The organism is Pseudomonas auratipiscis, from assembly GCF_036324085.1.
Classification (GTDB): Bacteria; Pseudomonadota; Gammaproteobacteria; order Pseudomonadales; family Pseudomonadaceae; genus Aquipseudomonas; species Aquipseudomonas auratipiscis.
In genome coordinates this window covers 25,783-50,998 of the sequence record NZ_JAZDCU010000029.1, presented here as the reverse complement: position 1 = coordinate 50,998, position 25,216 = coordinate 25,783, and the positions used below count along the sequence as shown (strand labels likewise).

Genomic DNA, 25,216 nt, shown 5'->3' with positions numbered 1-25,216 from the left:
TGTGAGAGTAGGTCATCGTCAAGATTAAATTCCGAAACCCCTATCTGCACATGCAGGTAGGGGTTTTGTCTTTTCCGACACTGATAAAGCCTCCCTTCCTACCGGTTCTATTGCAGAGCCTGTCTGCATGAAATTAGCAGGGCCATGGTATGGTTTCCCTCTGCCCGCACTGCCTCAAGGACGTCCCATGCCGCACGTTAACCCACTCCTTCCAGGATTCATGGTGGTACATGGCAATCGCCTGGATGAACTTCGCAGCCTGGTCGTGAGCTGGATGCGCCGCTACCCGCTGGCACCCTTGGAAAACGAGATCGTTCTGGTACAGAGCAACGGTATTGCCCAGTGGCTCAAACTGGCATTGGCGGAAGATCCCGAGGAGGATGACCTGGGTGGCTGCGGAATTGCGGCAGCCATCGAGGTGCAGCTACCTGGTAGCTTTATGTGGCAACTGTACCGACGTGTTCTTGGGCGTGATGAAATTCCGGAAGTTTCCCTGCTGGACAAGGCCCCACTGACCTGGCGGTTGATGCGGCTGTTGCCCGAGCTCATCGATAAACCACATTTCGAACCTCTGCAACGCTTTCTCACTGACGACAGTGACTTGCGCAAGCGCTACCAACTGGCCGAACGCTTGGCTGACCTGTTTGACCAATACCAGGTCTACCGTGCCGACTGGCTCAAGGACTGGGCTGCCGGGCGGCACGTGTTGAACACTGCTCGGGGTGAAACCAGGCCTTTGCCGGCTGCCAACTGTTGGCAAGCCGAGTTGTGGCGTGCGCTGTTGCTCGATGTCGGAGAAGAAGGCATGGCCCAAAGCCGGGCCGGTGTGCATCAACGTTTTATCGAGCGCATCAACAGCATTGAGCAAGCACCGGCAGGACTCCCTTCGCGGGTAATCGTCTTCGGTATTTCCTCCTTGCCGGCCCAGGCCCTGGAGGCCCTGGCTGGCCTGGCGCGCTTCAGCCAGGTCCTGCTCTGCGTGCATAACCCCTGCCGTCACCACTGGGCGGATATCGTCGCTGACAAAGATCTGCTGCGCCACCAGTACAAGCGCCAGCAACGCAAGCAGGGCATGCCCAACCTGATCGATGCCCAGTCCTTGCATCAGCATGCTCACCCATTGCTGGCTGCCTGGGGCAAACAAGGGAGGGACTACATCAACTTGCTGGACAGCTATGACAATCCAGCGAGTTACCGCACGGCTTTCAGTGACGGGCGCATTGACCTTTTCAGTGAGAGTCAGCCGGGTACTTTGCTCAATCAATTGCAGGATGACATTCTTGAGCTGCGCCCCTTGGCCGAGACCCGCGAGTTGTGGCCTGCAGTCAATCCGGTGAAGGATCGCTCGGTCCGCTTCCAGATCGCGCACAGTCCACAACGCGAAGTGGAAATACTTCATGACCAGCTACTCGCCCGCTTCAGCAGCGATCCGGAGCTGCGTCCCCGTGACGTGATTGTCATGCTGCCGGATATCGACACCTACGCTGCGCATATACGCGCGGTGTTCGGTCAGTTGGGCCGTGACGACTCACGGTTCATTCCGTTTACCCTGACCGATCAGGGCCAGCGCGGTCGTGACCCGCTGCTGATTGCTTTAGAGCATCTGCTGAAATTGCCGGACAGTCGCTTTGCCGTCAGCGAGGTGCTTGATTTGCTTGATGTGCCGGCTCTGCGCGCCCGTTTCGCCATCAAGGAAAGCGATTTACCGACCCTGCATCGCTGGATTGAAGGCGCCGGTATTCGTTGGGGCTTGAATGCCGAGCAGCGAGAAAGCCTGGGCTTGCCCGGGGGTTTGGAGCAGAACAGTTGGCGGTTCGGCTTGCGACGCATGTTACTCGGCTATGCCGTAGGCGTCGGTGAAGGCTGCGAAGGGATCGAGCCGTTTGATGAAATCGGCGGACTGGATGCTGCATTGATAGGCCCGTTGGTGGCTTTGCTCGATGCCCTGGAAATTGCCTATCAACAGTTGTCCGAGCCTGCGCCTGCCGCGCAGTGGGGCGAGCGTCTGCATGCCCTGTTGCAGGTGTTTTTCCTGGCAGAAACCGAGCACGACGAATACATGCTGGTGCAGTTGCAGACGTTGCGCGAGACCTGGTTGCAGACCTGTGAGTCAGTGGGCCTTGAAGACTTGCTGCCGTTGACTGTGGTCCGCGAGGCCTGGCTGGCCGGACTCGACCAAGGCCGCCTGTCTCAACGTTTCCTGGCTGGCTCGGTGAACTTCTGCACGCTCATGCCCATGCGTGCTATCCCATTCAAAGTGGTGTGTCTGCTCGGTATGAATGACGGTGATTATCCGCGCGCGCAACCGCCACTGGATTTCGACCTTATGGGCAGTGACTACCGTCCTGGCGATCGCTCGCGTCGCGAGGACGACCGCTATCTATTGCTTGAGGCCTTGCTCTCTGCGCGAGACCAGTTGTACGTGAGCTGGGTCGGACGCAGCATCCGTGACAACAGCGAGCGCCCAGCCTCGGTACTGATCGGACAACTGCGCGATCATATCGCAGCAGGTTGGCAACTGTTCGGCGCCAAGGAAGACAGCAAACTCGATGGTGGTGAACAACTGTTGCATGCCTTGACCGTTGAGCACCCGTTGCAGCCTTTCAGCGCCCGATACTTTTACAAGGGTAACAATCTGTTCAGCTACGCGCGGGAGTGGCAGGCGTTGCACCTGGCAAGCGAGGGGCAGGCCAAGGCAGAGGACGAACTGCTGCCTTACGAAAACGATGAAGCGCTGAGCCTGCCCTTGCTGCAGGACTTCTTGCGTCATCCGGTGCGGCACTTTTTCAGCCAGCGCTTGAACGTCTTTTTCGAGTCGCTGCAAGCGCCGCTGGCAGATGAAGAACCCTTTGTCCTCGATGCGTTGCAGCGTTACAACCTCAGTGAAAGTATGTTGGCCGCGGCGCTGGCTACACCGCAGGAAGTCGACCAGGCACTTGAGCGTCAGGCGCGTCGCCTGCAGGGCTGCGGCATGCTGCCATTGGCCGGTTTCGGTCAAAGCCTGCAAGCTGAGCTGATTGAACCATTGCCAGATCTTTTGCAGCGTCACCAACAACTGCTGCGGCAGTGGCCCACTACGTTGGACAGCGCTTTGCCGATCCGCTTCGAATTTCGCAAGCTCAAACTCGAAGGCTGGCTGGGCCGGGTGTACCAGGGCAACGATAACTCCTTGCTCAGCATCATCACGTTGCCCAATAGCATCAGCAGCGGCCGTTCGCTCAAATGGCATCGGCTTACCTCAACCTGGGTCATGCACCTTGCCGCCTGTGCTGTAGGCCTGCGTTTGCACAGTGCCGTGGTTGCGACTGATATCACGTTGTTGCTCGCGCCCATTGAACAGGCTCGGGCTGCCGATGTGCTTGGTGATCTGTTGCTCGCCCGCCACGCCGGGATGTGCGCACCGCTACCGATCGCAGTCAAGACGGCCTTTGCCTGGCTGGGCCAAGGCGACCCAGACAAGGCCTTGGTCGCTGCTGCCAAGGCGTATGAAGGAGATGGCCAGAACAGTTTTGGAGAACGCAGTGAAAGCACCGCATTGGCACGTCAGTTCACCGACTTCGCGGCCCTGACGGCTAGCGAAGAGTTCGAGGGCTGGTGCGAAGCCTTGTACCGACCGATGTTCGATGCGCCCTGGCAGACCTTGGGCAACGAGGAGAATGCTCAATGAGTCGCAACACGCCACTGGCACTGACCTTCCCACTGCACGGCAGTCAGCTGATCGAGGCCAGCGCCGGTACCGGAAAGACATTTACCATTTCTGCACTCTATTTGCGCCTGGTGCTAGGCCATGGCGGCGAGCAGGGTTTCGGGCGCGAATTGTTACCGCCGCAAATTCTGGTAGTGACCTTTACCGACGCGGCGACCAAGGAGCTGCGTGAGCGAATTCGTACCCGTCTGGCTGAAGCTGCGCGTTTCTTCCGCGGCGAATTGACGGCGGTCGACCCTTTGCTGCAATTGTTGCGTGACGACTACCAAGCGGACCTGTGGCCTGCGTGTGCCAATCGTCTTGATGTAGCCGCGCAGTGGATGGACGAGGCTGCAGTCTCAACCATTCACAGTTGGTGTCAGCGCATGTTGCGCGAACATGCTTTCGACAGCGGCAGCCTGTTCACGCAAACACTGGAAACCGACCACAGCGAGTTGCTCGGACAGGTCATGCGCGATTACTGGCGGCGCTTTTGCTACTGCATGCAAGGTGATGCGCTGGCCTGGGTGCGGAGCAACTGGGTGAGTCCCGATGCTTTACTGCCCCGGGTGCGTGCCCTTTTTGGTCGCCAACGTATCGAGAGCACCACAGAAGAACCGCAGGCATTGATCGAGGCGGTGTTGCAGCAGCGGGCAGAGCAATTGCGCAAGCTCAAGGCTCCATGGGGGCAGTGGTCCGGCGAATTGCTGCAGATTTGTCGAGACGGCTTGGCTGCCAAGCAAGTCGACGGTCGCAAGATGCAGGCGCGTTACTTCGAGCCCTGGTGCGAGAAGCTTGCCCAATGGGCGGCCGACGAACAGGCACTGGAACTTGATCTGGGCACCGGTTTCACTCGCCTTACGCGCTTCGGCATGGCCGAAGCGTGGAAGGGCGAACCGCCAAGTCATCCGGCACTGCAGGCCATGGAAAGCCTGAAAAAGGAACTCACGGCGCTGCCTACTCCCGATGCCTGTCTGCTGGAACACGCTGCCGCCTGGGTCGGCGCGCGCTTCGAGCAGGAAAAGCGTCGTCGTGCAGAGATGGGCTTCGACGATATGCTGGTACGCCTCGATCACGCCTTGCAAGGCGATACGGGTGAGCGTCTGGCGGGTTTGATCCGCGAGCAGTTTCCTGTGGCCTTGATCGATGAGTTTCAGGACACCGACCCTGTCCAGTACCGGATCTTCCAACGTATCTACCGTATCGAAGACAACGTCCGCGATACTGGTTTGTTCATGATCGGTGACCCTAAACAGGCAATCTATGCCTTTCGTGGTGCCGATATCTTTACCTACCTGGGCGCCCGTCGTGCTACCACCGGCCGCTTGCATAGCCTGGACACCAATTACCGTTCCAGTGCGTCTATGGTCGGTGCTGTCAACCATGTGTTCATGCGCGCCGAACTGAGTGAACGTGGCCGTGGCGCTTTTTTGTTCCGCGAGGGCGAAGACAACCCAGTGCCCTTTGTCGAGGTCAAGGCCCAAGGTCGCAGTGAACAGTTTCAGGTTAATGGACAAACACTAGCTGCTTTGAATCTGTGGCAGTTACCCAGCGAGGAACCCGTTTCCGGCGCGGTCTATCGACAGCAATTGGCTGCCAGCTGCGCCAGCCAGGTTGTTGCGCTGCTCAACGGTGGGCAGCAGGGCCATAGTGGATTTCTCCAGGCCGACCAGTCGCTACGTGGCTGCCTGCCTTCAGATATCGCCATCCTGGTGCGCGATGGTCGTGAGGCGCAGTTGATTCGGGCTGAACTGGCCGCTCGCGATGTACGCAGTGTGTACCTCTCAGACAAGGATTCGGTTTTCGCCGCGCAGGAAGCCCAAGACCTGCTGGCCTGGCTCAAGGCTTGTGCCGAGCCGGATGTCGAGCGCCTGCTGAAGGCTGCACTGGCCAGCATCACGTTGAATCTGCCGCTGGCGGATCTGGAGCAATTGAACCAGAACGAGCGGGTGTGGGAGCGCTGGGTCATGCAATTCCGCCAGTACCGGTTGATCTGGCGAACCCAGGGCGTATTGCCGATGCTGCGACGATTGCTGCATGACTTCCAACTGCCGCAGGTGTTGATCGCTCGCAGCGATGGCGAGCGAGTGTTGACCAACCTGTTGCACCTGGCCGAGCTGCTGCAGCAGGCGGCCACGGAGCTGGATGGCGAGCAAGCTTTGATTCGCCACCTGGGCGAGCACTTGGCCAGCGTCGGACAGGCGGGAGAAGATCAGATCTTGCGTTTGGAAAGCGATGAGCAACTGGTCAAAGTGGTGACTATCCACAAGTCCAAAGGGCTGGAGTACCCGCTGGTATTTCTGCCGTTCATCTGTACCAGCAAACCGGTAGATGGCCAGCGCTTGCCGTTGGCCTGGCACGACAGCGACGGGCACGCGCATCTCACCCTGACCCCGGACGCGGAGCAAATCGCCCTGGCCGACGATGAGCGGCTGGCTGAAGATCTGCGTCTGCTCTACGTCGCCCTGACCCGTGCCCAGCACGCGTGCTGGCTAGGCGTTGCAGACCTCAAGCGCGGCGCTGGCAAAACCTCGTTGTTACACCGTTCGGCGCTGGGCTATTTGCTGGGCGGGGGTGCCCCACTGGCAAACTCCAATCAACTCAATGACTGGTTGCAGGCATTGCAAGCCGACTGTTCGGCGATTGCTTGCAGCGCCATGCCCGAGCCAGATGAGCAGGCCTATAGCGCGCCACTCAATCACTCGGAGCTTTTGCCCGTACGTGAGCCCAAGCGTCGTGCTGCCGAGAACTGGTGGATTGCCTCCTACAGTGCCTTACGAATAGGCGAGGACGCGATGACCCTGGCAGCAGACAGCTCTCAGGCTCAACAACTACTGGATGACGAACGACCCGATCCGCAGCAGCTGCGCGAAGTTGCGCCCGGCAGCGGTGATATCCATCGCTTCCCGCGCGGCCCGAATCCCGGGACGTTCCTTCACGGCTTGCTCGAATGGGCGGGGCTCGAAGGCTTTGCGCAGGTGACGGCCAACGACGCAGCGCTCAAGCGTACGGTCGGCCAGCGCTGCAACCGTCGTGACTGGGAGGGCTGGATCAACACCCTCAGCGACTGGCTCAAACAACTGTTACTGCAGCCCATGGCGCTGGAACCGGCCAGTCCGATGCTCGCCTTGAACCAGCTGAGCCAGTACCAGATCGAGATGGAGTTCTGGTTTGCCAGCCATAGGGTCGACGTCGGTCAACTGGATCGCCTGGTGTGTGAGCACACCCATCAGGGCGCGAGCCGAATCGCGGCTCAGCCGGCCCAGCTCAACGGTATGTTCAAGGGCTTTATCGACTTGGCTTTCGAACATGATGGGCGCTTCTATGTGGCCGATTACAAGTCCAACTGGCTGGGCCCCGATGATCTGGCCTACAGCGAGCTGGCCATGGAGTCGGCGATTCTAAGTCACCGCTACGATCTGCAATATGTGCTGTATCTGCTGGCCTTGCACCGTCAGTTGCGTGCGAGGCTGCCGGACTACGACTACGACCGGCATGTGGGCGGTGCACTGTTCATCTTCTTGCGTGGCGTGCACTCGGCGAGCGGTGGCGTGTATTTCGTCAAGCCGCCACGGGAACTGATCGAGCGCCTCGATGCTTTGTTCCGCGGTGTCAGTAAACCGCAGCAACATGACCTGTTCCTGGGAGATGCACCATGAGCCGTACGCTCGATGATCTGCTGCCGACACCGCTGGATGCCCGGCATTTGGCGGCACTTGAGCCATTGAATAACAGTGCCGATCTGCTCGCGCTGCTTGATCGCTGGGTTGAGCGCAATTGGCTGCGCGCCCTGGACCGGGCTTTTGTCGGATTCCTCGAGGAGTTGGACCCGCAAGGTGATTCCCTGGTCCTGCTCGCCGCAGCGCTTGCCAGCCATCAGTTGGGGCATGGCCATGTTTGCCTGGACCTGGGCGAAACGTTGGCCGAGCCTGACTTTGCCCTGTCGTTGCCGCCGGAGGGTGATGCCCTGGCCGGCCCCTTGTTGCTACCGTCGCAATTGCTTGAGCAACTGACCTTGGCAACCTGGTTGCAGCGTCTGGCCGACAGCCGTCTGGTTGCCAATGGTGCCCGGAAGGAAGATGCCGCTCGGCCCTTGGTGCTGAGTGGCCAGCGCTTGTATTTGCGCCGTTACTGGACCTATGAACGACAGATCGACGGCGCCTTGCGCCAGCGCCTTGAACAGGTCGAAGCCATTCCATCCGATTTGCCAGCGCGCTTGGCGCAGTTGTTTGCCACGGGCAGTCAGGCAGGGCAGGTGGACTGGCAAAAGCTGGCCTGCGCCTTGGCCACACGCGGTGGCTTCAGCATCATCACCGGCGGTCCTGGTACCGGTAAGACCACCACTGTGGTGCGTTTGCTGGCCTTGCTTCAGGCGCCAGCGGTAGAGGCCGGACGGCCGCTGCGTATACGGCTGGCAGCACCTACAGGCAAGGCGGCGGCGCGTTTGACCGAGTCGATTGGCCAGCAGGTCGAACGTCTGTCGGTTGACGCCCAGGTGCGGGAAAACATTCCTACCGATGTCTCGACCGTGCACCGCTTGTTGGGCAGTCGCCCCGGATCGCGGCATTTTCGTCATCACGCGGGCAACCCTTTGCCGTTGGATGTATTGGTGGTCGACGAAGCCTCGATGATCGATCTGGAAATGATGGCCAATCTGCTTGCCGCGCTACCCGCTCATGCCCGTCTGGTGTTGTTGGGCGACAAGGATCAATTGGCATCGGTGGAAGCCGGCGCCGTGCTTGGCGATCTGTGCCGCGATGCCGAGGCCGGACGCTACAGCCCCCAGACGCAGGCCTGGCTTGAACAGATCAGTGGTGAGTCATTGGCGGGCAGTGAACTGCAACCTGGCAGCCGTGAGCAATTCCCACTGGCGCAGCAGGTGGTGATGTTGCGCTTTTCCCGACGCTTTGGTGAGAGCAGTGGTATTGGCCGGCTGGCACGCCTGGTCAATTTGCAAGACGCTGAACAGGCCCGGGCATTGCTCAAGCAAACTCAAGATGATGTGTACGGTTTGACCCTGCGCGGCGAACAGGACCGCGCCCTCGACCGTCTGCTGCTTGATGGTCTGGGTAGCAGCGATGGGCCGCAGGGCTATCGCAGCTATTTGCAGGCAATTGGACGCCAGCGCCCTTCACTGGCCACGCCAGCGCTAGACCCACGCTGGGAAGCCTGGGCGATGGCGGTGTTGCAGGGATTTGAAACGTTCCAGCTGCTGTGCGCCGTTCGTAAGGGGCCGTGGGGCGTCGAAGGGTTGAACCAGCGTGTTGCTCGGGTATTGGGTGCCGCCGGATTGATCGATGTCGATCAGCCTTGGTATGAGGGGCGCCCCGTACTCATGACGCGCAACGACTATGGCCTCGGCTTGATGAATGGCGACATCGGCATAGCCTTGCGCCTGCCGGATGAGCAACAGCCTGGTCAGCAGGTGCTGCGGGTAGCCTTTGCTCGAAATGACGGCCGCGGCGGCGTACGGTTTGTACTGCCTAGTCGCCTGAACGATGTGGAAACCGTGTACGCAATGACCGTGCACAAATCCCAGGGCTCCGAGTTCGACCATACTGCCCTGGTGCTGCCTGATGTTCTCAATCCGGTGTTGACCAAGGAGTTGATTTACACCGGTATTACCCGGGCAAAAAGCTGTTTTACTTTAATCGAGCCGCGTCAGGGAGTGTTTGAAGACGCAGTGCGTCGCAAGGTCAAACGTATCTCCGGACTCATGCTGGAGCAGGTATGAACAGGGTGAATCGGACTTTGAGCGGATTTTCAGGAGGGCGTTCCCTCACTGGGAATATGGCCATTGTGCTATCGTTGCGACATGATTTTCTAGCGTTCTGAGATTTCCTTCATGAAAGTGGCCGCCTCGACATCGGGACGTGTAACGAGTCCTGGGCGCTCGCTGGTGGCCGCTTTTTCCTTGCTGTTTGCCACCCTGGCCTGCGCCGAATCAACGCAGACTTCAAGTATGGCCGAGCAACGTGCTTCTGCCGTAACTCAGGTAGTGCTGGGCATACTCAGCTACGCGCGCTGGCCGGTGGAGCCGACGCAGCTGCGTTTGTGTCTGGTTGGCCCCACCGAGTACACCGACGACCTGGTAAAGGGCACCACGCAGGCTACAGGCCGTGCATTGGTGGTAAGGCGCTTGCTGGCCGGGGATCCGCGCATTGCCAATGAATGCGACGCGGTTTATCTCGGCCAGATGAGCGAGGATGAACGACACCAGTTGTTCAGTGCCATTGCTGGTCATCCGGTCTTGAGCATCAGTGAGGCCGACGACCTTTGCACCGTCGGCAGTGTGTTTTGCCTGCGTGTTAGCGACCAGCAGGTGGCGTTCGACGTCAATCTTGATTCAGTCTCGCGTAGCGGCGTACGCATCCACCCCTCTGTGTTGCAATTGTCGCGTCGGCGGGCGGCAGATCCATGATCGGTTTTGGCTGGGGAAACCAGCGTCCGACCTTACGTGCGGTGCTTGGGCGTCGCCATTTGAGCGTGGCCTTGCTGGCCGTCGGCTTGGCGGGTATTTCCCTGACGTTGCTCGGGGTGCTGGCGTTACGTTCATATGCTAACCACAACCTGCACTTGATCGCGCGCTCGATCAATTACACGGTCGAAGCTGCCGTGGTGTTCAATGACAGCAGCGCGGCCAATGAAGCTCTGGCCTTGATCGCGTCCACCGAAGAGCTGGCCGACGTCAAGGTGTTCGATGACAGCAACGATCTGATGGCGAGCTGGCATCGCAGTGAAGACAGCCTGTTGGCGCGGATGGAACAACAAGTTGCGCATATGTTGCTGGATGAGCCGGTCACTTTGCCGGTAATGCATCAGGGACAGCAGGTCGGTCGCATCGAATTGATCGGGCAGGGCGGGAGCTTGATGCGCTTTCTGCTCAGTGGCTTGGCCGGCATCATTTTTTGCACAGCGCTCAGTGTTGGGGGGGCGTTGTACCTGTCGCGGCGCATGTTCGGCGATATCGTCGGGCCTTTGCGCAGCCTGGCAACGGTGGCCCACGCTGCGCGCCGCGAGCGCAGTTTCGACCGCCGCGTACCGTCAGCACAGATTGCCGAACTCAATGAGTTGGGCAACGACTTCAATGCTCTGCTCGACGAACTGGAAAGCTGGCAGAACCACCTGCAGCGCGAGAACCAGAGCCTGGCGCACAAGGCCAGTCACGACAGTCTGACCGGTTTGCCCAATCGAGCCTTTTTCGAAGGCAGGCTCAGCCGCACGTTGCGCAATGCCAACAAGTACCAGGAGAACATGGCGCTGCTGTTTCTCGACAGCGACAACTTTAAGGACATCAATGACAGCCATGGCCATGCCGCGGGCGATGAAGTACTGGTGAGTGTTGCCAACCGGGTGCGCTCACAACTGCGCGAGAGTGACCTGGTGGCCCGTTTGGGGGGCGACGAGTTTGCCGTGCTGCTGGCGCCGCTGCACAGTCGTGAAGATGCCATGCGCATCGCCGAGAAAATCATTGCCAGCATGTATGTGCCGATTCACCTGTCGGCAGGACAAAGTATTGTCACCTCGTTGAGTGTCGGTATTGCCTATTTCCCGGATGATAGTCTGACGCCATCGGACTTGCTTCAAGCCGCCGATGCGGCGATGTACCAGGCCAAACGCAACACCCGAGGCCAGTGGCAAACGGCAGAGACGGAGCACTCTGCCAATCAAGTAAAAAACAGGAGCTGAACCGTGACACACCTGAGTCAATATCTACGTTCTCACTTTATCTGGCTGGCCCTGATGCTGCTGGCCCTGGCGGGTTGCCAGAGCACACCACCCAAAGGCCTGACTGCTGAGCAGATCGCCATGCTCAAGCAACAAGGATTTCAATTGACCGATGAAGGCTGGGAGTTCGGCTTGTCGGGTAAAGTATTGTTCGGTAGTGACCTGGACTCACTCAACAGCGAGAGCCGAGCCATCGTCGAGCGTATTGGTACGTCGCTGTTGTCAGTGGGCATCCAGCGCGTGCGCGTTGATGGTCACACCGATTCTTCCGGCAAGGCGGCCTATAACGAGCAGCTGTCGCTGCGTCGAGCCAAGAGCGTCGCCAACGTGCTCACCGCCATTGGCATGCGCGCGGAAAACGTCGAAACCCGAGGCTTGGGCAGTCGCGTACCGGTGGCCAGCAATGACACCCGCGCCGGCCGAATGGAAAACCGCCGGGTCGCCATCATTGTCGCCTCCGACTAATCGGCGAAGCTCATCGTGCGCGACTCGCCCATCAACAGTGGCGCGTTGCGCTCCGTCACCCCGCGGATGTAATCCCGCAACAGGGTAATCCGCTTCTAAGTCCTATCACTACAGACGCAATGGCAGATCGTGTTTCTCATGGGCTCTACGAATTTTTCAGTGAGTTCCATGCATTCGCTCACAATCCATTCGTTAGTCTTTGAATCCCGGCAGGCCCTGAGCAGCACGCCATTCCTTCACCACCCGCGTGACGTCTTGCGCCGATCCGCTTGATCCATTTTCTGGGTAGTAAATGAGGTCGGTACCATCTGGATGACCGGTAACTTCACAAAATTGGTCCAGCAGAACATCTAACACGTCATCAGTTGCTGATTTGTTTTCAGCCAGCAGCTTGAGCATGAAGCTGATGAATTCGTCTTCGGTGCAGTCGCTGATATCTTTTTTCATTATCAGTGTTAACCGTTTCTATAAATATCGATGTGGTGTTTGGGGGTTACGACGTTCGTGTTGTTTGATTACACCTCCAGCCGTGCGCACGACGCACCGTTGCGCTTGCTGGAACGCTATCGCGGGTATGTCAGGACCGACGATTACACAGGCATAATGTGTTGGCGTTGCCCCCGCGTCCCGCGACTCGCCCATCAGCAATGGCGTGATGCGCTCCGTCACCCCGCGGATGTAATCCCGCAACAGGGTAATCCGCTTCCAAGTCCTATCACTACAGACGCAATGGCAGAGTGTGTTTCTCATAGGCTCTACCAATTTTCAGTGAGTTCCATGCGCTCGCTCGCAATCCATTCGTCAGTCTTTGAATCCCGGCAGGCCCTGAGTAGCACGCCATTCTTTCACCGTTTGCGTAATGCCAGCCGCTGAATCATCGGCATCGTCTTCTGGGTAGAAAATCAAATCAGACCCAGCAGGGTGCTCGCTCACCTCTTCAAAGTGGAACACTAGCTTGTCCACTTCCGGCTGCGTGTCATCGTGACTAATGATGCGCTGTAGCAGGTCTACAAATTCGTTTTCTGTGTAGTCGCTGATTGTGTTTTTCATGGTTTCTACCAATTAATTCAGCGAGTTCCATGCGCTCACTTACAATCATTCGTTAGTCTTTGAATCCCGGCAGGCCCTGAGCAGCACGCCATTCCTTCACAATCTGTGCCACGCCTTTAGGGGAGTTGTCTGCACCGCTACCTGATTTGTTGAAGAGCTATCAGTCGGCGAAGCTCATCGTGCGCGACTCGCCCATCAACAGCGGTGCGTTGCGCTCGGTCACCCCACGGATGTAATCCCACAACAGGGTAATCCGCTTCAACTTGCGCAAGTCCTCGCGGCAGTACATCCAGAACGACAAAGAGGGAAAGGGTTAACCCAGTGATTACAAGGGCTTAACCACCATGAACACCCTTCCACAGGAGCACCCTGTCACAAGTGCTGTCACAAACCGGACGTTGTCCTTGAAACCACTTTGCCGGTTGGCGAGTCCCTATCATTACCGACGACACGGTATCTACTACCTACGCCTTCGCATGACTGGCAGTGTGAATCGCACGGTATCTGTCTCTCTGAAGACTACTGATCGCAGATGGGCTATGCAGACATCTGGTCATCTCACGTCATCGATACAGGCATTCCACTTGGATCATCCTAATGCCTCATGGAACGATCTTCGGGAGCATCTGCTGACGTTGGTGAGTAGTACGCTGATGTCTGCTGATGACGGCCAACCATTACGCCATTGGGGTGACATGTACCGGAACGTTGGTGTTACCCCCTCGCCGGTGTTCGCACTGTATGGGGAGGTTACGAACGCGGCAGCAGAACCAGTGATTGCCCCGATGCCTTTCAAGGTGCTTTCACAGCTTTACATGGCTGATCGTGGCGGGGAGCAGAAGCCCACGACCTTGAAAGAGACGACCCTGTGCCACAAGGTTATCTCTGAACATCTGGACGGATTGGATTTGAGAAACCATTCCAGAGAAGACCTTGTGGCATTCCGGGAACGTTTGTCAGAAGGTCGTATGCCCTCGACTGTGAACAAACTGATTGTGAAACTTTCGGCTGTACTCGCGTGGGCGGTAGAGAATGGACACCTAACCAAAACCTATGACAAAAAGCTGAAGCTGACCAAGGGTCTTGAATCTACGCGCAAAGCCTTCTCTCAGGCTCAGGTGATGGAGCTTGTCGGATATGCCAACAAGTTGCTTGAGTCATCATGGAAGCGTTGGCTGCTCACCCTTGGGGCTGTGACTGGTGCAAGGTTGAACGAGGTTTCTCAACTTACTACTTCTGACATACTGACACTTGAATCGGGGATCGTTGCCATCCACATCAACGAGAACGGTGAAGGTAAGTCGATTAAGAACAAACAAAGCGAGCGTATAGTGCCTCTGATTGATGGTGCATACGGGTTTAATCTTGGAGCATTCCTGCGATATGTCGAAACTTGTAAGAGTAACCAAGTAAAGGCACTTGCACAGATTGGGTACAGAGCAGGTGGTGAATGGGCAAACCAGCATGCGATCCCTGAAGCTCTTGGTGCTACGCACAAGGCTGGCTTGACATATCATTCAATGCGACATTCTTTGGCAACCCTTATGCAGGTAAAGGGAGTGCCAGTACTCCATGCCCAAGCATTACTGGGACACGCTTCAGGGACGATCACCTTTGACACCTATGGGGCTGGGGTTCCTGTAGAAGTGATTGAGAAAATGTTGAGGGTGGTGTTGTGCCCAAGCTGATCTGGATTATCTCTTGGTAAAAAAGTTGGTGGAAAGTGCAAGAACATATGTAACAGGTGTTGACAAATGAGAATCATTATCGTATAATGTCGGTATTGGTAGTGGAAAAAGCCTACACTTTCGGGTGTAGACTTATTGGAAGTCGGACACCTGCTTTTCTTACCAACTCAAATCCTCGCATCGTACCCTCGATGCTGTGAGTGGTTGTATTGTGCCTTCCTTCACCGTGCAACCACTCACCGTCACCGGTCCTCTCTAAGCCGGTGACATTTATTCTCTCCTTGCTCTCGCACATCTCATCAGGTGGGCGAGAGCTTTCTTATGTCTACAGATAAATCTGTTCAAATAAATAAACAATTAATACCGTGGAGGTGCCAATGGTACAAAATCGGCTGTGCGCAATTTGTAATTCTTCAATCAACAATCTTCGACGGGACGCAAAAACATGCAGCAGCAGCTGTCGCGGTAAACTCTTTAGAGCCAATCAGGCAAAGTATGTAGTTGTACGTTTCAATGTGCCGCAATCTGCTTACACTGATTTAATTATCAAGGTGTTTACCGCAGACAAGACAATTGATTCTTACCTCTGTGACTTGGTGATGAAGGCATGAGTGATACATTTATTCGTGGTTTCAATCTCGCCATTGCTCGGAGCAAAAAGAAGAACCAGCAACGACACCATGTCACCAGCATCAAACCAAGACAAGCCAAAGCAACCGAACAAGTCACCGCTGACTTCAATGAGAGCGCATATCGAACAATGATCATCAGCAAAATGATCAACCTTATCATCAGTCGAAAGGAAATAATTAAATGAACGAGAAGAAAATTTCCATAAAAGGAACTCCACCAGCATGGGATCAAGCAGAGTTTGAGAGGCGGGTCGCTGATTGGATTAATGTGTATCGTGGTACCGAACAATCAATGGAGTTGGTGAAAGCAAACTTTGAACATGAGCTGCTGCTTGCAGTGATTGACAAGTCGATACAGGGATACACCGTTTCCACTAGCAAGCGTGTGTACCATGCCGAACTTGATCATTCGGTTTGGATGGTGAAACCAGAGTCTCAGCAAGCTGATGACATTGCAGCTATCAAAGTCAAAGTTAAAGCTGAGTATATTACATGGTTGCAATCCGAACGCGCTCGGTACCAAGACCTGTTGCGTGAGCAACTGATCCAAGCGCAAAAGGAAAAGGAACTGAAAGCTCAGCGTGAAAAAGAAGAGAAACAACTCGTTGAAATTGAAAGGCAAGTCCAAGGTTGTTACAAGTCGCTAGTGATTCCAGGCTAATTACATCAAGAGTTAAACATGAAAATAACAGGCGGCTCCCATTGATTAATCTCAGTGGGAGCTTTTTTCTTGTCTACAGAAAGCTAGCTGATGATCCGATTTTCATTGGGTATGGCTGGTGTTGGTGCTAAACACAACTTTCTGTTCCGACAAGAAACTATTCTAATTGAACTGTTTGAACAGTTATTTTTTGATAAAGAGTCTAGCATTACTTCCATCGCGGTTTTGGGAGGCTCTGCAGGCGCGTTTCTGGGCGTTTTCTTGGTCTCGACATGAAATTATGGCGGGTAATGATGGTCATCGCTGTAATCGCTTCTTATGACACCAGGGATGGTTGGGGATTTCTTGCGGAGAAATGTACTTTTACGACTTCTCTAAGCGATTTCGTTTAGACAATCTGTCAAGACGTTTTCATGTTTTGGAATTGCTGTATGATTCGCACCCTCATCCAGTACGCCACCTTCCACACGACCGCTTTTGTAAATGAATTGCGCATCGTAGGGGGCTTCGTCGTGTCTACGGTTTGAGAAGTTACACCACACTGAAATGGCACCACCGAGAGGAAATGCCTATGAATTGAACTGACACAGGAGAATTAAGTAATGGCAAATATTGGTGCTACATATGGGGTCGAGCTTGAGAATGAAGTAGTACGACTGTACGAACTGAACGGCTTGTCGATTGCAAAGATCGTAAGCACTACTGGAGTACGGGAACGCCGCGTCAAGCAACTAATCAATGGTAAGATTAAAGGTGCTGGCGTGCTGACCAATTTGGACAAGGCATCTGCTGCTGTCTATGATAATGCAGTTTCAAGTTGCGGCATTTCAAATGATGAAGTCAGAACCATTTGCCATGGTGTCTACGGAGTAACTTGGAACTCCAATACTGGGAAGTATGATTCCAACCTGACTCAAACTGATATTGATAAAGTGAAACGTAAGGTTAGAGACTTGGCAGGTGCGAACAGTGAAGTGGCGACATTTCGACCAAGTTGGATGAACCCTCTACACGCCACTGACTGCTGGAAGTGGATGGAGTCTTTTGCTCTCGAAATGCGAGCCCGCTATGAAGAGGGTATGAACGAGTTTATGGAGCGGTTTGCAGTTCCTGTTGTAGACTCGGTCGAAGGCGACCTGCTGCGAAAAAAGCAATATTACAGCGGGATGCGTCATATTGCTTATTTAAGTACCGGCCTTGGGTCAGAGCCTGTTGAGACACTACTAAGTCGAACAAAGGGTATTGCTGATCGAATCGACGGTACGGAAGATTTGCCAGCACCGGCTAGGCCGCAGGGAAAGCTGCGACAACTGATTCCTGAGCCAAAGCGGGAATGCTATGATCCATTCTTTGAGGAGATTGATCGGATGTAGCTCAGCAGTACACCGTCTGTACAAACGTCCCGTCCTGTTGACCTTATTAGGAGTCGGACGGCTCGGACGACGAATAATAAGGGCTCTGCCTTCTGTGGAGATTCTCCACAGGATAGGTTTTCTTCAAGGTGAAACCTTGGATAGGTTACTAGAGAAATTGGAGGGAGAAGGGACAAAGCTCCCTTCAAAACCCAAGGAAGTGTAATGTCCTGTGCTATGCACAGAATAGTAATGATATCTTGAATAACTATTCCTGAGCTAAGCTCAGAATACATTGCTCAAGATAATCAAGATCAAGAGCGGGTCGGACTGTCTGTCCTGTACCCCAAAGGCATTCACTCACTCCGTTCGCTCACCTGCGATCACTGATGTATATGAGAGTGATGATGTTCTGATTGTCAATCAGTGATCGCCAAGGAAACCGGTAGGTTGACGTTCTTGAGGATTCATCCTCGATAATCATTCTTCAGCGTCAACGCTGAATAGGGTAATCATAGATCATCCGAAAGTGAGGAAGAGGAACGAACCCACAAACACCGTGTCATCATCTTCACCGTCGAACGGTGATAACTACAACTTCCCTTACGCGTCCAAAAAATTCGTCAGTAAGACGATGGACGAATGTCCAACATTGGTTGGAATGCAATGCGGAATGTTTGGCTTTCACCAACTTCAATCCATGTCGCCACTTCTCTCTTGTAGCGACTGTTACCGGAGCAATTTCCTGCTCCTTGCGGATCAGAGCCCACACCTACAAGCCTTCTGCCGGGCTTCACATGGAAGGTGGCTTTCTCATTATTATCCAGTCGGGCTACAAGCTTTCCGTCCAAGTAGATACCAAAGAAGCAGTGACCAGCTTGTATTGCACTTTCCCGCACGACGGTCACGGTAGCATCTTTGCCATGTTCCTCGGCTTGAAGTGCCAGCAATCGGTTGTCTGGAGCAGGTACAGCCTCGCCAACAGTTGGTGGTGCAGCGCAGCCGGCCAGCATCGCAATTGCTGCAACGGCAAACAGTGGTCGCATCAGTTTCGTCCTTGGTGTCATGAAAGCATAAAGCTATCATCGCACTTTTCACACGCCAAGCGCAGACCTGACTATCAAATGACTCTACTCAAACGGGAGTGGCAGTCCTATTTGATAGTCACTATCAAAATACCTATTGAAGATAGCTATATGATTGATTATCATAGGTCCATCGATTTGCTAGGTAAAGGATAGTGAGTATGAAAGCCCATCTGTATCTCCGTGCTTCCACCAAGGATCAGGACGCCAACCGAGCACGCCAGATGCTTGAGGCTTTCGCCAGTGATCATAGCCTGACCATTGCAGACGTATACGCTGAGAACATCTCAGGAACCAAGCTGGAGCGTCCTGAGCTTTCCCGTTTGCTTGATGCTGCTCAAGCGGGTGACGTGCTGGTAGTGGAATCGGTAGACCGCCTCTCACGCTTGACCAGTTCTGAGTGGGACTCGCTGAAGAGTACTATCGAGGGCAAAGGACTTCGTTTGGTCGTGATCGATCTACCCACCTCTCACCAGTTGGTTGACGGTAACGGCATCACAGGTGCGATCATGAAAGTGATTAACAACATGCTCCTAGACCTCATGGCAACCATGGCACGGCTCGATCAAGAGAAACGTGTGGAGCGTATCAAGCAGGGTATCGAGAATAAGAAGGCCGCTAACCCTGAATGGAAACCAGCGGGCAAAGGTAAGAATGCTGCGATGTGGGAGAAGGTGACTAACATCATGGCCAAACACCCAACCATGACCGCCGACGATGTAGCCAAGCTGGCAGAGTGCGGAGTTGCCACGGTCTACAGAATCAAGAAGGAACTGAAAGCAGGTGGTTAAAACTAGTCCCATACAGCCGTTTACAGCCTTGCCCGTGGGGTAGGGTGGACATGCACTCAAAAGCCTTGCTGTGAGCCCAATCTGAGCTTGTGGCAAGGCTTTTTGTTTGTATCTGCACGGATTTTGAAATCATAAAGTTTTTCCACCCGTTCTGTGGTCTGGCCCTACTGAACATGGGTGCCCTACCTCAGGGGATTTTCACTTACAACTTGGTCGGATTCCATCACCAATTGGGATTTTGATTTGGGGGATGGTAAATTGAACTGAGGTAGTAGCAGCTCGATGTAGCAACTCCTTACCAAGTAGCGTCACTTTTGATAATGTCGGCAAGAACATCATCCATTCCGAATACCTTTTCTTTAACGACTGTATAGAGCTCTCTAAGAGAGTCTTTAGCTTCCTTGGTTCCTAAATCTTTTGAGTTGTAGGAAACCATTCCCCTAAATTCATGCCAAGCCTCTTCGGGCCACGAGGCTAAATCCTCAACTTTATACTTCGCTGGATAATAGTGGAGATAAAAATCGCCAGCATCATTTCTCAGAATTGACCAATTATGTTTCTTGTCGTATCTAAAGAAAACCTCGGGTTCATAAATGCCTTGGTATGTCGAATCTATCTTGTCTTGATTCGAAATCATCACATTCACAGCTTCAACGATTTTGCTCATGCCCTTTCGTCTCCAATCAAACTATCGATATTTGCGACATTTAAATTTCTGAGCCTTTCACGTAGTTCGCTTACTACTGCTCGCTTCTTCGGCTCAGTGAGCTTCTTCCTATTAGAGGCAAGCTCTTCCATTCTATCTGTCAGCTCAGAGAAATGGCCGCGAAGCTTATCATTTCCGCGAATTTGCCCAATTATTTCATGAAAGATGTTTTCTATTATTTCGCAGCTTTCCTGATCCTTTGCATTGTAGTCGTTTAAACGCTCAAGCTTTTCTTTAATTTCAGAAAGAGACATTTGAAAGGTGTAGTTTACCAAAAGCGAAAATACTGAGGATATTTCTTTGCGCTTGGCAAAAAACAAGTAAATCGCAATAGATGATGCTGCGATGGTTAGCAAATTAGAGCCAAATGATGCAGCATCTATAATGAATTTCACACAACATTCTCCGACACCGGTTGCCTCCGAACTCTTTAATTCTATTCGAGTTCTATTGGGGTGTTATGATTATATGGCAATCAAATAGGCGCTGACGCCGTACTATCGCCACCCGAACCAAAAGCTATTCCCGCTGCAAAAGCTTGTTGCGAGCGTCATTATACTCTTGCTCGCTAATATGGCCATCCTCTTTCAGTTTTGCCCATTTAATCAATTCATCAGCTACAGAAAATGATTTCATTCTCTCGCCCTTGATGATATCTATATCAGATGAGTGCGTATTTGTCTTAGGCTTGTTGCTGAATATGCCATTATCAGCAACCCATGTTTTATGCTGGAGAAGAGGTTTGTAGAAAAGCGCGTTCAAGATAAACAAGTAGAAGAGTACTATGCCAACTGCAAAGCATGAGACTATAAACTCTTCTCCCTGTCGATCCCAGCGATTATAAGCACCCAGCGTAGTAGCGAACCACGCAGTACAGACTCCAGCGATGGCTAATGCGATATACAGGTAGATTTTGGCATTCCTGACAGCTGTGGAAATATGAGAGAAGTCATTGTTCTTCTTCATCATAAATACACCAAACAGCAGGAATACAGCTGGTGCAACACCAACAAAGAAACCAATGATTGGCAGCATGAGTAAGGCAAAGACAAGAATCTTACTATGGTCAGAACTGGTTAAGGGTGTATTTTCCATGTGGCAAGCACCTTACAAGGATTTAATGACAATCAATTGAAGAGTAATCACAACCACAGACCATACAATGAATATGCGGCGGCGCGAAGTAGAGTTCCGCTTTGATTTGAATAAGGAAGCAACCAATACATGAATAGCAGGAAGCCCGATGCTACCGCCCAATGCTTGAAATATGTAGCTTTGGAATACTACAGGCTCACCTATTACCGATGAGATGCCCGACATTCCATAATCTTTACCAATAGTGGCAATAAAAACAAGAACAGTAGATGCAATTGTTAAAGCAGAAGCCCACAAAAGCAATGATGTTTTCGCTTGATGAATTTTTGGTCTTTGGCTTGCAGCAACTTCCATATCCAATCCTTATGGTGTTCAACAGACCGTAGGTGACGGACAACCCCAATATCGGTTGCCTACTCGCGGTGGCTGTAGATTCTACACTCAGATAGGTGGCTTATGGCCAGTGATCAGTAGGTTGGTCACACATGCCGACGGCTGATGCTCATTGAAGTGATACTGCTCAGCCGGTCACCGAGCAGCAGGGCGATAAACTGTCACAAGCGGTGTTACAAATCCTGTCACAACCCTTGTCACAAGTGGTGTTACAAGGCGTTGCTTTCAGCCCCTTGCGGTAGGTAGGATGAGCAACCCTTACTCCTTGTCGATCTACCCCTCGTTGAACCGCATCTCCCGGGTTTCGCCCATCAACAGTGGCGCGTTGCGCTCGGTCACCCCACGGATGTAATCCCACAACAGGGTAATCCGCTTCAACTTGCGCAAGTCCTCGCGGCAGTACATCCAGAATTGCCGGGTAATCTCCACCTCATCGGGCAGTATCGCTACCAGGCGTGGGTCTTGTGCGGCCAGAAAGCAGGGCAGGATCGCCAGCCCACGGCCCTGTTGAGCCGCCACGTACTGGGCGATCACGCTGGTGCTGCGCAGATTGGCACTGGCGGAGGGAATCAGGTTGGCCAGGTACAGCAACTCCGAGCTGAAGGCCAGGTCGTCGACGTAGCTGATGAATTGATGACGCGCCAGGTCGCTGCTGCGGGTGATTGGTTCATGGCTGTCCAGATATTCCTGGGTGGCGTATAGGCGCAGGCGGTAGTCGCACAATTTGCAGCATACGTAGGGACCGTGCTCTGGTCGTTCCAGGGCGATGACGATGTCTGCTTCGCGCTTGGACAGGCTGATGAAGTGCGGCAGTGGCAGGATGTCCACCGAGATAGCCGGGTAGGCATCGACGAAGTGGCTCAACTGCGGTGTAACAAAAAAACTGCCAAAGCCTTCGGTGCAGCCCATGCGCACATGCCCGGACAGCGCCACGCCGGACCCCGATACCTGTTCGCAGGCCATGTGCAGGGTGCTTTCGATCGACTCGGCGTAGCTGAGCAGGCGCTGGCCTTCAGCGGTCAGGACAAAGCCGTTGGTCCGCGATTTCTCGAAGAGCAGGGTGCCCAGTGCGCTTTCCAGCGAACTGATGCGTCGGGACACCGTGGTGTAGTCCACCCCGAGGCGCTTGGCCGCGCTGCTGGCCTTGCGGGTACGGGCTACCTCCAGAAAAAACTTCAGGTCGTCCCAGTTCAAAGCGCCTAGCGAAGTGATGTTTTTTTGCATGTTGGTCCGGCTTTTATGTGCGTTTTTATTGGATCTTTGCACATCTATACTCCAAAACAAGCCCTAGACCCAAGCGCCCGTCGTGGTTGTCCCGGCGGCGTCGATCTCTCCCTAACAACAATTTCAGGAGAACGCACATGAACGCATCCCTTACTCCCGGCCAAACCAAGGTCGAGCAGGTCAAGCTGCTGATCGACGGCCAATGGGTCGAATCGAAGACCAGCGAATGGCGCGACGTGGTCAATCCGGCCACGCAACAAGTGCTCGCCCGGGTGCCGTTCGCCACTGTCGAAGAAGTTGATGCAGCCATCGCTGCCGGCCAGCGTGCTTTCAAGACCTGGCGCGACACGCCGATCGGCGCACGCATGCGCATCATGCTCAAGCTCCAGGCGCTTATCCGTGAGCATTCCAAGCGTATCGCTGTGGTACTGAGCGCCGAGCAAGGCAAGACCATCGCCGATGCGGAAGGCGATATTTTCCGCGGCCTGGAAGTGGTCGAGCATGCGTGCAGCATCGGCAGCCTGCAAATGGGCGAGTTCGCTGAGAACGTCGCTGGTGGTGTCGATACCTATACTCTACGTCAGCCAATTGGGGTGTGCGCGGGCATTACGCCGTTCAACTTCCCGGCGATGATTCCGCTGTGGATGTTCCCGATGGCCATCGTCTGCGGTAATACCTTCGTCCTGAAACCGTCCGAGCAGGATCCGCTGTCGACCATGATGCTGGTGGAGCTGGCTCTGGAAGCCGGTGTTCCGGCCGGTGTGCTGAACGTGGTACATGGCGGCAAGCAGGTGGTCGACGCCCTGTGCACTCACACTGACATCAAGGCCATTTCCTTTGTCGGTTCCACCGAGGTGGGCACCCACGTCTACAACCTCGCAGGCCAGCACGGCAAACGCGTGCAGTCGATGATGGGCGCGAAGAACCACGCCGTGGTGCTGCCGGACGCCAACCGTACGCAAACCCTGAACGCCCTGGTCGGTGCCGGTTTCGGCGCGGCTGGCCAGCGCTGCATGGCGACTTCGGTGGCGGTCTTGGTCGGCAAGGCGCGTGAGTGGCTGCCTGATCTCAAGGCGCTGGCTGCCAACCTTAAGGTCAACGCCGGTAGCGAACCTGGCACCGACGTCGGCCCGCTGATTTCCAAGCGTGCCAAGGAGCGTGTGCTGGGCCTGATCGAAAGCGGCATCAAGGAAGGCGCCAAGCTTGAACTCGATGGTCGTGATGTGAGTGTGCCAGGCTTTGAGCAGGGCAACTTTGTCGGTCCAACCCTGTTCTCCGGGGTGACCACCGACATGCAGATCTACACCCAGGAAATCTTCGGCCCCGTACTGGTGGTGCTGGAAGTCGACACCCTCGACGAAGCCATTGCCCTGGTCAACCGCAACCCGTTTGGTAACGGTACTGGCCTGTTCACCCAAAGTGGGGCGGCGGCACGCAAGTTCCAGAACGAAATCGACGTCGGCCAGGTCGGAATCAATATCCCGATTCCCGTGCCGGTCCCGTATTTCAGCTTCACCGGTTCGCGTGGTTCAAAACTTGGCGACCTGGGCCCGTACGGCAAGCAAGTGGTGCAGTTCTACACTCAGACCAAGACCGTCACCAGCCGCTGGTTCGATGACGACAGTGTCAACGACGGTGTGAACACCACTATCAGCCTGCGCTAAGGAGTTCATCATGCGTATTGCATTCATCGGCCTTGGCAACATGGGCGCGCCAATGGCCCGCAACCTGATCAAGGCCGGACACCAGCTGCAGCTGTTTGACCTGAACAAAACCGTGCTGGCCGAGCTTGCCGAACTCGGCGCCCAGATCAGCAGCTCGCCGCGTGATGCAGCGCAGCAGAGCGAACTGGTCATCACCATGTTGCCTGCCGCCGCCCATGTGCGCGGTGTGTACCTGAACGAAGACGGTGTGTTGGCAGGCGTGCGTGCCGGCACCCCGGTGGTTGACTGCAGCACCATCGACCCGCAGACCGCCCGAGATGTCGCCGCTGCGGCGGCCAAGCAGGGTGTGGATCTGGCCGACGCACCGGTATCAGGCGGTACCGGCGGTGCGGCCGCGGGCACCCTGACGTTCATGGTCGGTGCCAGCGAGGCGCTGTTTGCCACGCTGCAACCGGTACTGGCGCAGATGGGGCGCAACATTGTTCATTGCGGTGAGGTAGGGACTGGCCAAATCGCCAAGATCTGTAACAACCTGCTGCTGGGCATTTCGATGGTCGGGGTTTCCGAAGCCATGGCCCTGGGCAATGCCTTGGGAATCGACACGAAAGTGCTGGCGGGCATTATCAACAGCTCCACGGGGCGCTGCTGGAGCTCCGATACCTACAACCCCTGGCCGGGCATTGTCGAGACCGCGCCAGCGTCACGGGGTTATACCGGTGGCTTTGGTGCCGAGTTGATGCTCAAGGACCTGGGCCTGGCTACCGAAGCTGCGCGCCAGGCGCATCAACCGGTAATCATGGGCGCCGTGGCCCAACAGCTTTACCAAGCCATGAGCCTGCGCGGTGATGGCGGCAAGGACTTCTCGGCGATTGTCGAAGGCTATCGCAAATCCGAGTAACCAGGCATCGCTAGCAAGGCGGGCTTCCACAGGTACTGCGCACACCTGATTCTGTGGGAGCTCGCCTTGCCAGCGACGGGTTGTTTGGCCGCCCGGATG

21 protein-coding genes and 4 pseudogenes are annotated in these 25,216 nt (G+C 54.9%); 14 read left to right on the top strand and 11 right to left on the bottom strand.

The features are described 5' to 3' along the window. The first annotated feature begins 187 nt into the window (after window positions 1-187). The 6 genes from recC to V0R60_RS25710 all read left to right on the top strand — a co-directional run bounded on the left by recC (window position 188) and on the right by V0R60_RS25710 (window position 11,878). Window positions 188-3,667: an exodeoxyribonuclease V subunit gamma gene (gene recC / locus V0R60_RS25735; protein WP_330080901.1), complete on the top strand. Its 3,480-nt coding sequence runs from the start codon at window positions 188-190 to the stop codon at window positions 3,665-3,667. Then, entirely contained in the window at window positions 3,664-7,344 is a 3,681-nt protein-coding gene (recB, locus tag V0R60_RS25730) for an exodeoxyribonuclease V subunit beta (RefSeq protein ID WP_330080902.1), read from the top strand. The genes recC and recB overlap by 4 nt, the downstream gene beginning before the upstream one ends. Further along, on the top strand, window positions 7,341-9,419 hold the full coding sequence (gene recD / locus V0R60_RS25725) for an exodeoxyribonuclease V subunit alpha (protein ID WP_330080903.1): 2,079 nt from the start codon (window positions 7,341-7,343) through the stop codon (window positions 9,417-9,419). Before recB ends, recD begins: the two co-directional genes overlap by 4 nt. 111 nt (window positions 9,420-9,530) lie before the next feature. Further along, window positions 9,531-10,106 (top strand): YfiR family protein, encoded by a 576-nt coding sequence (locus V0R60_RS25720; RefSeq protein ID WP_330080904.1) that lies wholly within the window; start codon window positions 9,531-9,533, stop codon window positions 10,104-10,106. Beyond that, window positions 10,103-11,374 (top strand): diguanylate cyclase domain-containing protein, encoded by a 1,272-nt coding sequence (locus V0R60_RS25715; RefSeq protein ID WP_330080905.1) that lies wholly within the window; start codon window positions 10,103-10,105, stop codon window positions 11,372-11,374. Before V0R60_RS25720 ends, V0R60_RS25715 begins: the two co-directional genes overlap by 4 nt. Before the next feature lie 54 nt (window positions 11,375-11,428). Continuing rightward, window positions 11,429-11,878 carry an OmpA family protein gene (locus V0R60_RS25710; RefSeq protein WP_136479031.1) on the top strand — a complete coding sequence of 150 codons (450 nt, stop codon included), beginning with the start codon at window positions 11,429-11,431 and terminating at the stop codon, window positions 11,876-11,878. On the opposite strand, the pseudogene V0R60_RS25705 reads toward V0R60_RS25710, so the two are convergent. Both V0R60_RS25705 and V0R60_RS25700 read right to left on the bottom strand, forming a co-directional pair. Further along, a pseudogene (locus V0R60_RS25705) lies at window positions 11,875-11,973 on the bottom strand (LysR family transcriptional regulator); the annotation flags it as partial. The gene V0R60_RS25710 and the pseudogene V0R60_RS25705 sit on opposite strands and share 4 nt — an antisense overlap. 97 nt (window positions 11,974-12,070) lie before the next feature. After that, window positions 12,071-12,325 carry a bacteriocin immunity protein gene (locus tag V0R60_RS25700; RefSeq protein ID WP_136478267.1) on the bottom strand — a complete coding sequence of 85 codons (255 nt, stop codon included), beginning with the start codon at window positions 12,323-12,325 and terminating at the stop codon, window positions 12,071-12,073. A gap of 57 nt (window positions 12,326-12,382) precedes the next feature. On the opposite strand from V0R60_RS25700, the pseudogene V0R60_RS27110 reads away from it, so the two are divergent. Continuing rightward, a pseudogene (locus V0R60_RS27110) lies at window positions 12,383-12,517 on the top strand (hypothetical protein); the annotation flags it as partial. A gap of 162 nt (window positions 12,518-12,679) precedes the next feature. On the opposite strand, the gene V0R60_RS25690 reads toward V0R60_RS27110, so the two are convergent. From V0R60_RS25690 to V0R60_RS25680, 3 genes and pseudogenes are all read right to left on the bottom strand, one after another. After that, on the bottom strand, window positions 12,680-12,928 hold the full coding sequence (locus tag V0R60_RS25690; protein ID WP_136478265.1) for a bacteriocin immunity protein: 249 nt from the start codon (window positions 12,926-12,928) through the stop codon (window positions 12,680-12,682). Window positions 12,929-12,980: 52 nt separating this feature from the next. Next, a pseudogene (locus V0R60_RS25685) lies at window positions 12,981-13,058 on the bottom strand (bacteriocin immunity protein); the annotation flags it as partial. Window positions 13,059-13,088: 30 nt separating this feature from the next. Next, window positions 13,089-13,223, bottom strand: a pseudogene (locus V0R60_RS25680) (LysR family transcriptional regulator); the annotation flags it as partial. 244 nt (window positions 13,224-13,467) lie between these two features. Here V0R60_RS25680 and V0R60_RS25675 point away from each other — a divergent pair. The 4 genes from V0R60_RS25675 (at window position 13,468) to V0R60_RS25660 (ending at window position 17,282) form a co-directional block, all read left to right on the top strand. Beyond that, entirely contained in the window at window positions 13,468-14,616 is a 1,149-nt protein-coding gene (locus tag V0R60_RS25675; RefSeq protein WP_330080906.1) for a tyrosine-type recombinase/integrase, read from the top strand. A gap of 607 nt (window positions 14,617-15,223) precedes the next feature. Further along, complete coding sequence (locus tag V0R60_RS25670; RefSeq protein WP_330080907.1) at window positions 15,224-15,433, top strand: hypothetical protein; 210 nt, start codon at window positions 15,224-15,226, stop codon at window positions 15,431-15,433. Further along, complete coding sequence (locus V0R60_RS25665; RefSeq protein WP_330080908.1) at window positions 15,430-15,909, top strand: hypothetical protein; 480 nt, start codon at window positions 15,430-15,432, stop codon at window positions 15,907-15,909. Before V0R60_RS25670 ends, V0R60_RS25665 begins: the two co-directional genes overlap by 4 nt. Before the next feature lie 602 nt (window positions 15,910-16,511). Beyond that, window positions 16,512-17,282, top strand: coding sequence for a hypothetical protein (locus V0R60_RS25660; RefSeq protein ID WP_330080909.1), 771 nt, complete (start codon window positions 16,512-16,514; stop codon window positions 17,280-17,282). Window positions 17,283-17,884: 602 nt separating this feature from the next. Here V0R60_RS25660 and V0R60_RS25655 read toward each other — a convergent pair. Next, window positions 17,885-18,307, bottom strand: coding sequence for a YajG family lipoprotein (locus tag V0R60_RS25655; protein ID WP_330080910.1), 423 nt, complete (start codon window positions 18,305-18,307; stop codon window positions 17,885-17,887). A gap of 200 nt (window positions 18,308-18,507) precedes the next feature. On the opposite strand from V0R60_RS25655, the gene V0R60_RS25650 reads away from it, so the two are divergent. Further along, complete coding sequence (locus V0R60_RS25650; RefSeq protein WP_203585144.1) at window positions 18,508-19,137, top strand: recombinase family protein; 630 nt, start codon at window positions 18,508-18,510, stop codon at window positions 19,135-19,137. A 295-nt stretch (window positions 19,138-19,432) separates the two neighbouring features. Here V0R60_RS25650 and V0R60_RS25645 read toward each other — a convergent pair whose 3' ends face one another. From V0R60_RS25645 to V0R60_RS25625, 5 genes are all read right to left on the bottom strand, one after another. Beyond that, window positions 19,433-19,804: a hypothetical protein gene (locus V0R60_RS25645; RefSeq protein ID WP_330080911.1), complete on the bottom strand. Its 372-nt coding sequence runs from the start codon at window positions 19,802-19,804 to the stop codon at window positions 19,433-19,435. Next, a complete protein-coding gene (locus V0R60_RS25640; RefSeq protein WP_203585142.1) occupies window positions 19,801-20,238 on the bottom strand; it encodes a hypothetical protein in 438 nt (145 codons plus the stop codon). The genes V0R60_RS25645 and V0R60_RS25640 overlap by 4 nt, the downstream gene beginning before the upstream one ends. A gap of 124 nt (window positions 20,239-20,362) precedes the next feature. Continuing rightward, on the bottom strand, window positions 20,363-20,938 hold the full coding sequence (locus tag V0R60_RS25635) for an SHOCT domain-containing protein (protein ID WP_203585141.1): 576 nt from the start codon (window positions 20,936-20,938) through the stop codon (window positions 20,363-20,365). A gap of 12 nt (window positions 20,939-20,950) precedes the next feature. Next, complete coding sequence (locus V0R60_RS25630; RefSeq protein ID WP_203585140.1) at window positions 20,951-21,292, bottom strand: hypothetical protein; 342 nt, start codon at window positions 21,290-21,292, stop codon at window positions 20,951-20,953. A gap of 312 nt (window positions 21,293-21,604) precedes the next feature. Continuing rightward, window positions 21,605-22,555: a LysR family transcriptional regulator gene (locus tag V0R60_RS25625; RefSeq protein WP_330080912.1), complete on the bottom strand. Its 951-nt coding sequence runs from the start codon at window positions 22,553-22,555 to the stop codon at window positions 21,605-21,607. 137 nt (window positions 22,556-22,692) lie between these two features. Between V0R60_RS25625 and V0R60_RS25620 the strand changes: the two genes are divergently transcribed. Together V0R60_RS25620 and mmsB are read left to right on the top strand one after the other, a co-directional pair. Beyond that, the gene (locus V0R60_RS25620) at window positions 22,693-24,219 is read left to right on the top strand and encodes a CoA-acylating methylmalonate-semialdehyde dehydrogenase (protein ID WP_330080913.1); all 1,527 of its coding nucleotides are present in this window, start codon (window positions 22,693-22,695) and stop codon (window positions 24,217-24,219) included. A 10-nt stretch (window positions 24,220-24,229) separates the two neighbouring features. Next, window positions 24,230-25,117 carry a 3-hydroxyisobutyrate dehydrogenase gene (gene mmsB, locus V0R60_RS25615; protein WP_330080914.1) on the top strand — a complete coding sequence of 296 codons (888 nt, stop codon included), beginning with the start codon at window positions 24,230-24,232 and terminating at the stop codon, window positions 25,115-25,117. Window positions 25,118-25,216 lie beyond the last annotated feature (99 nt).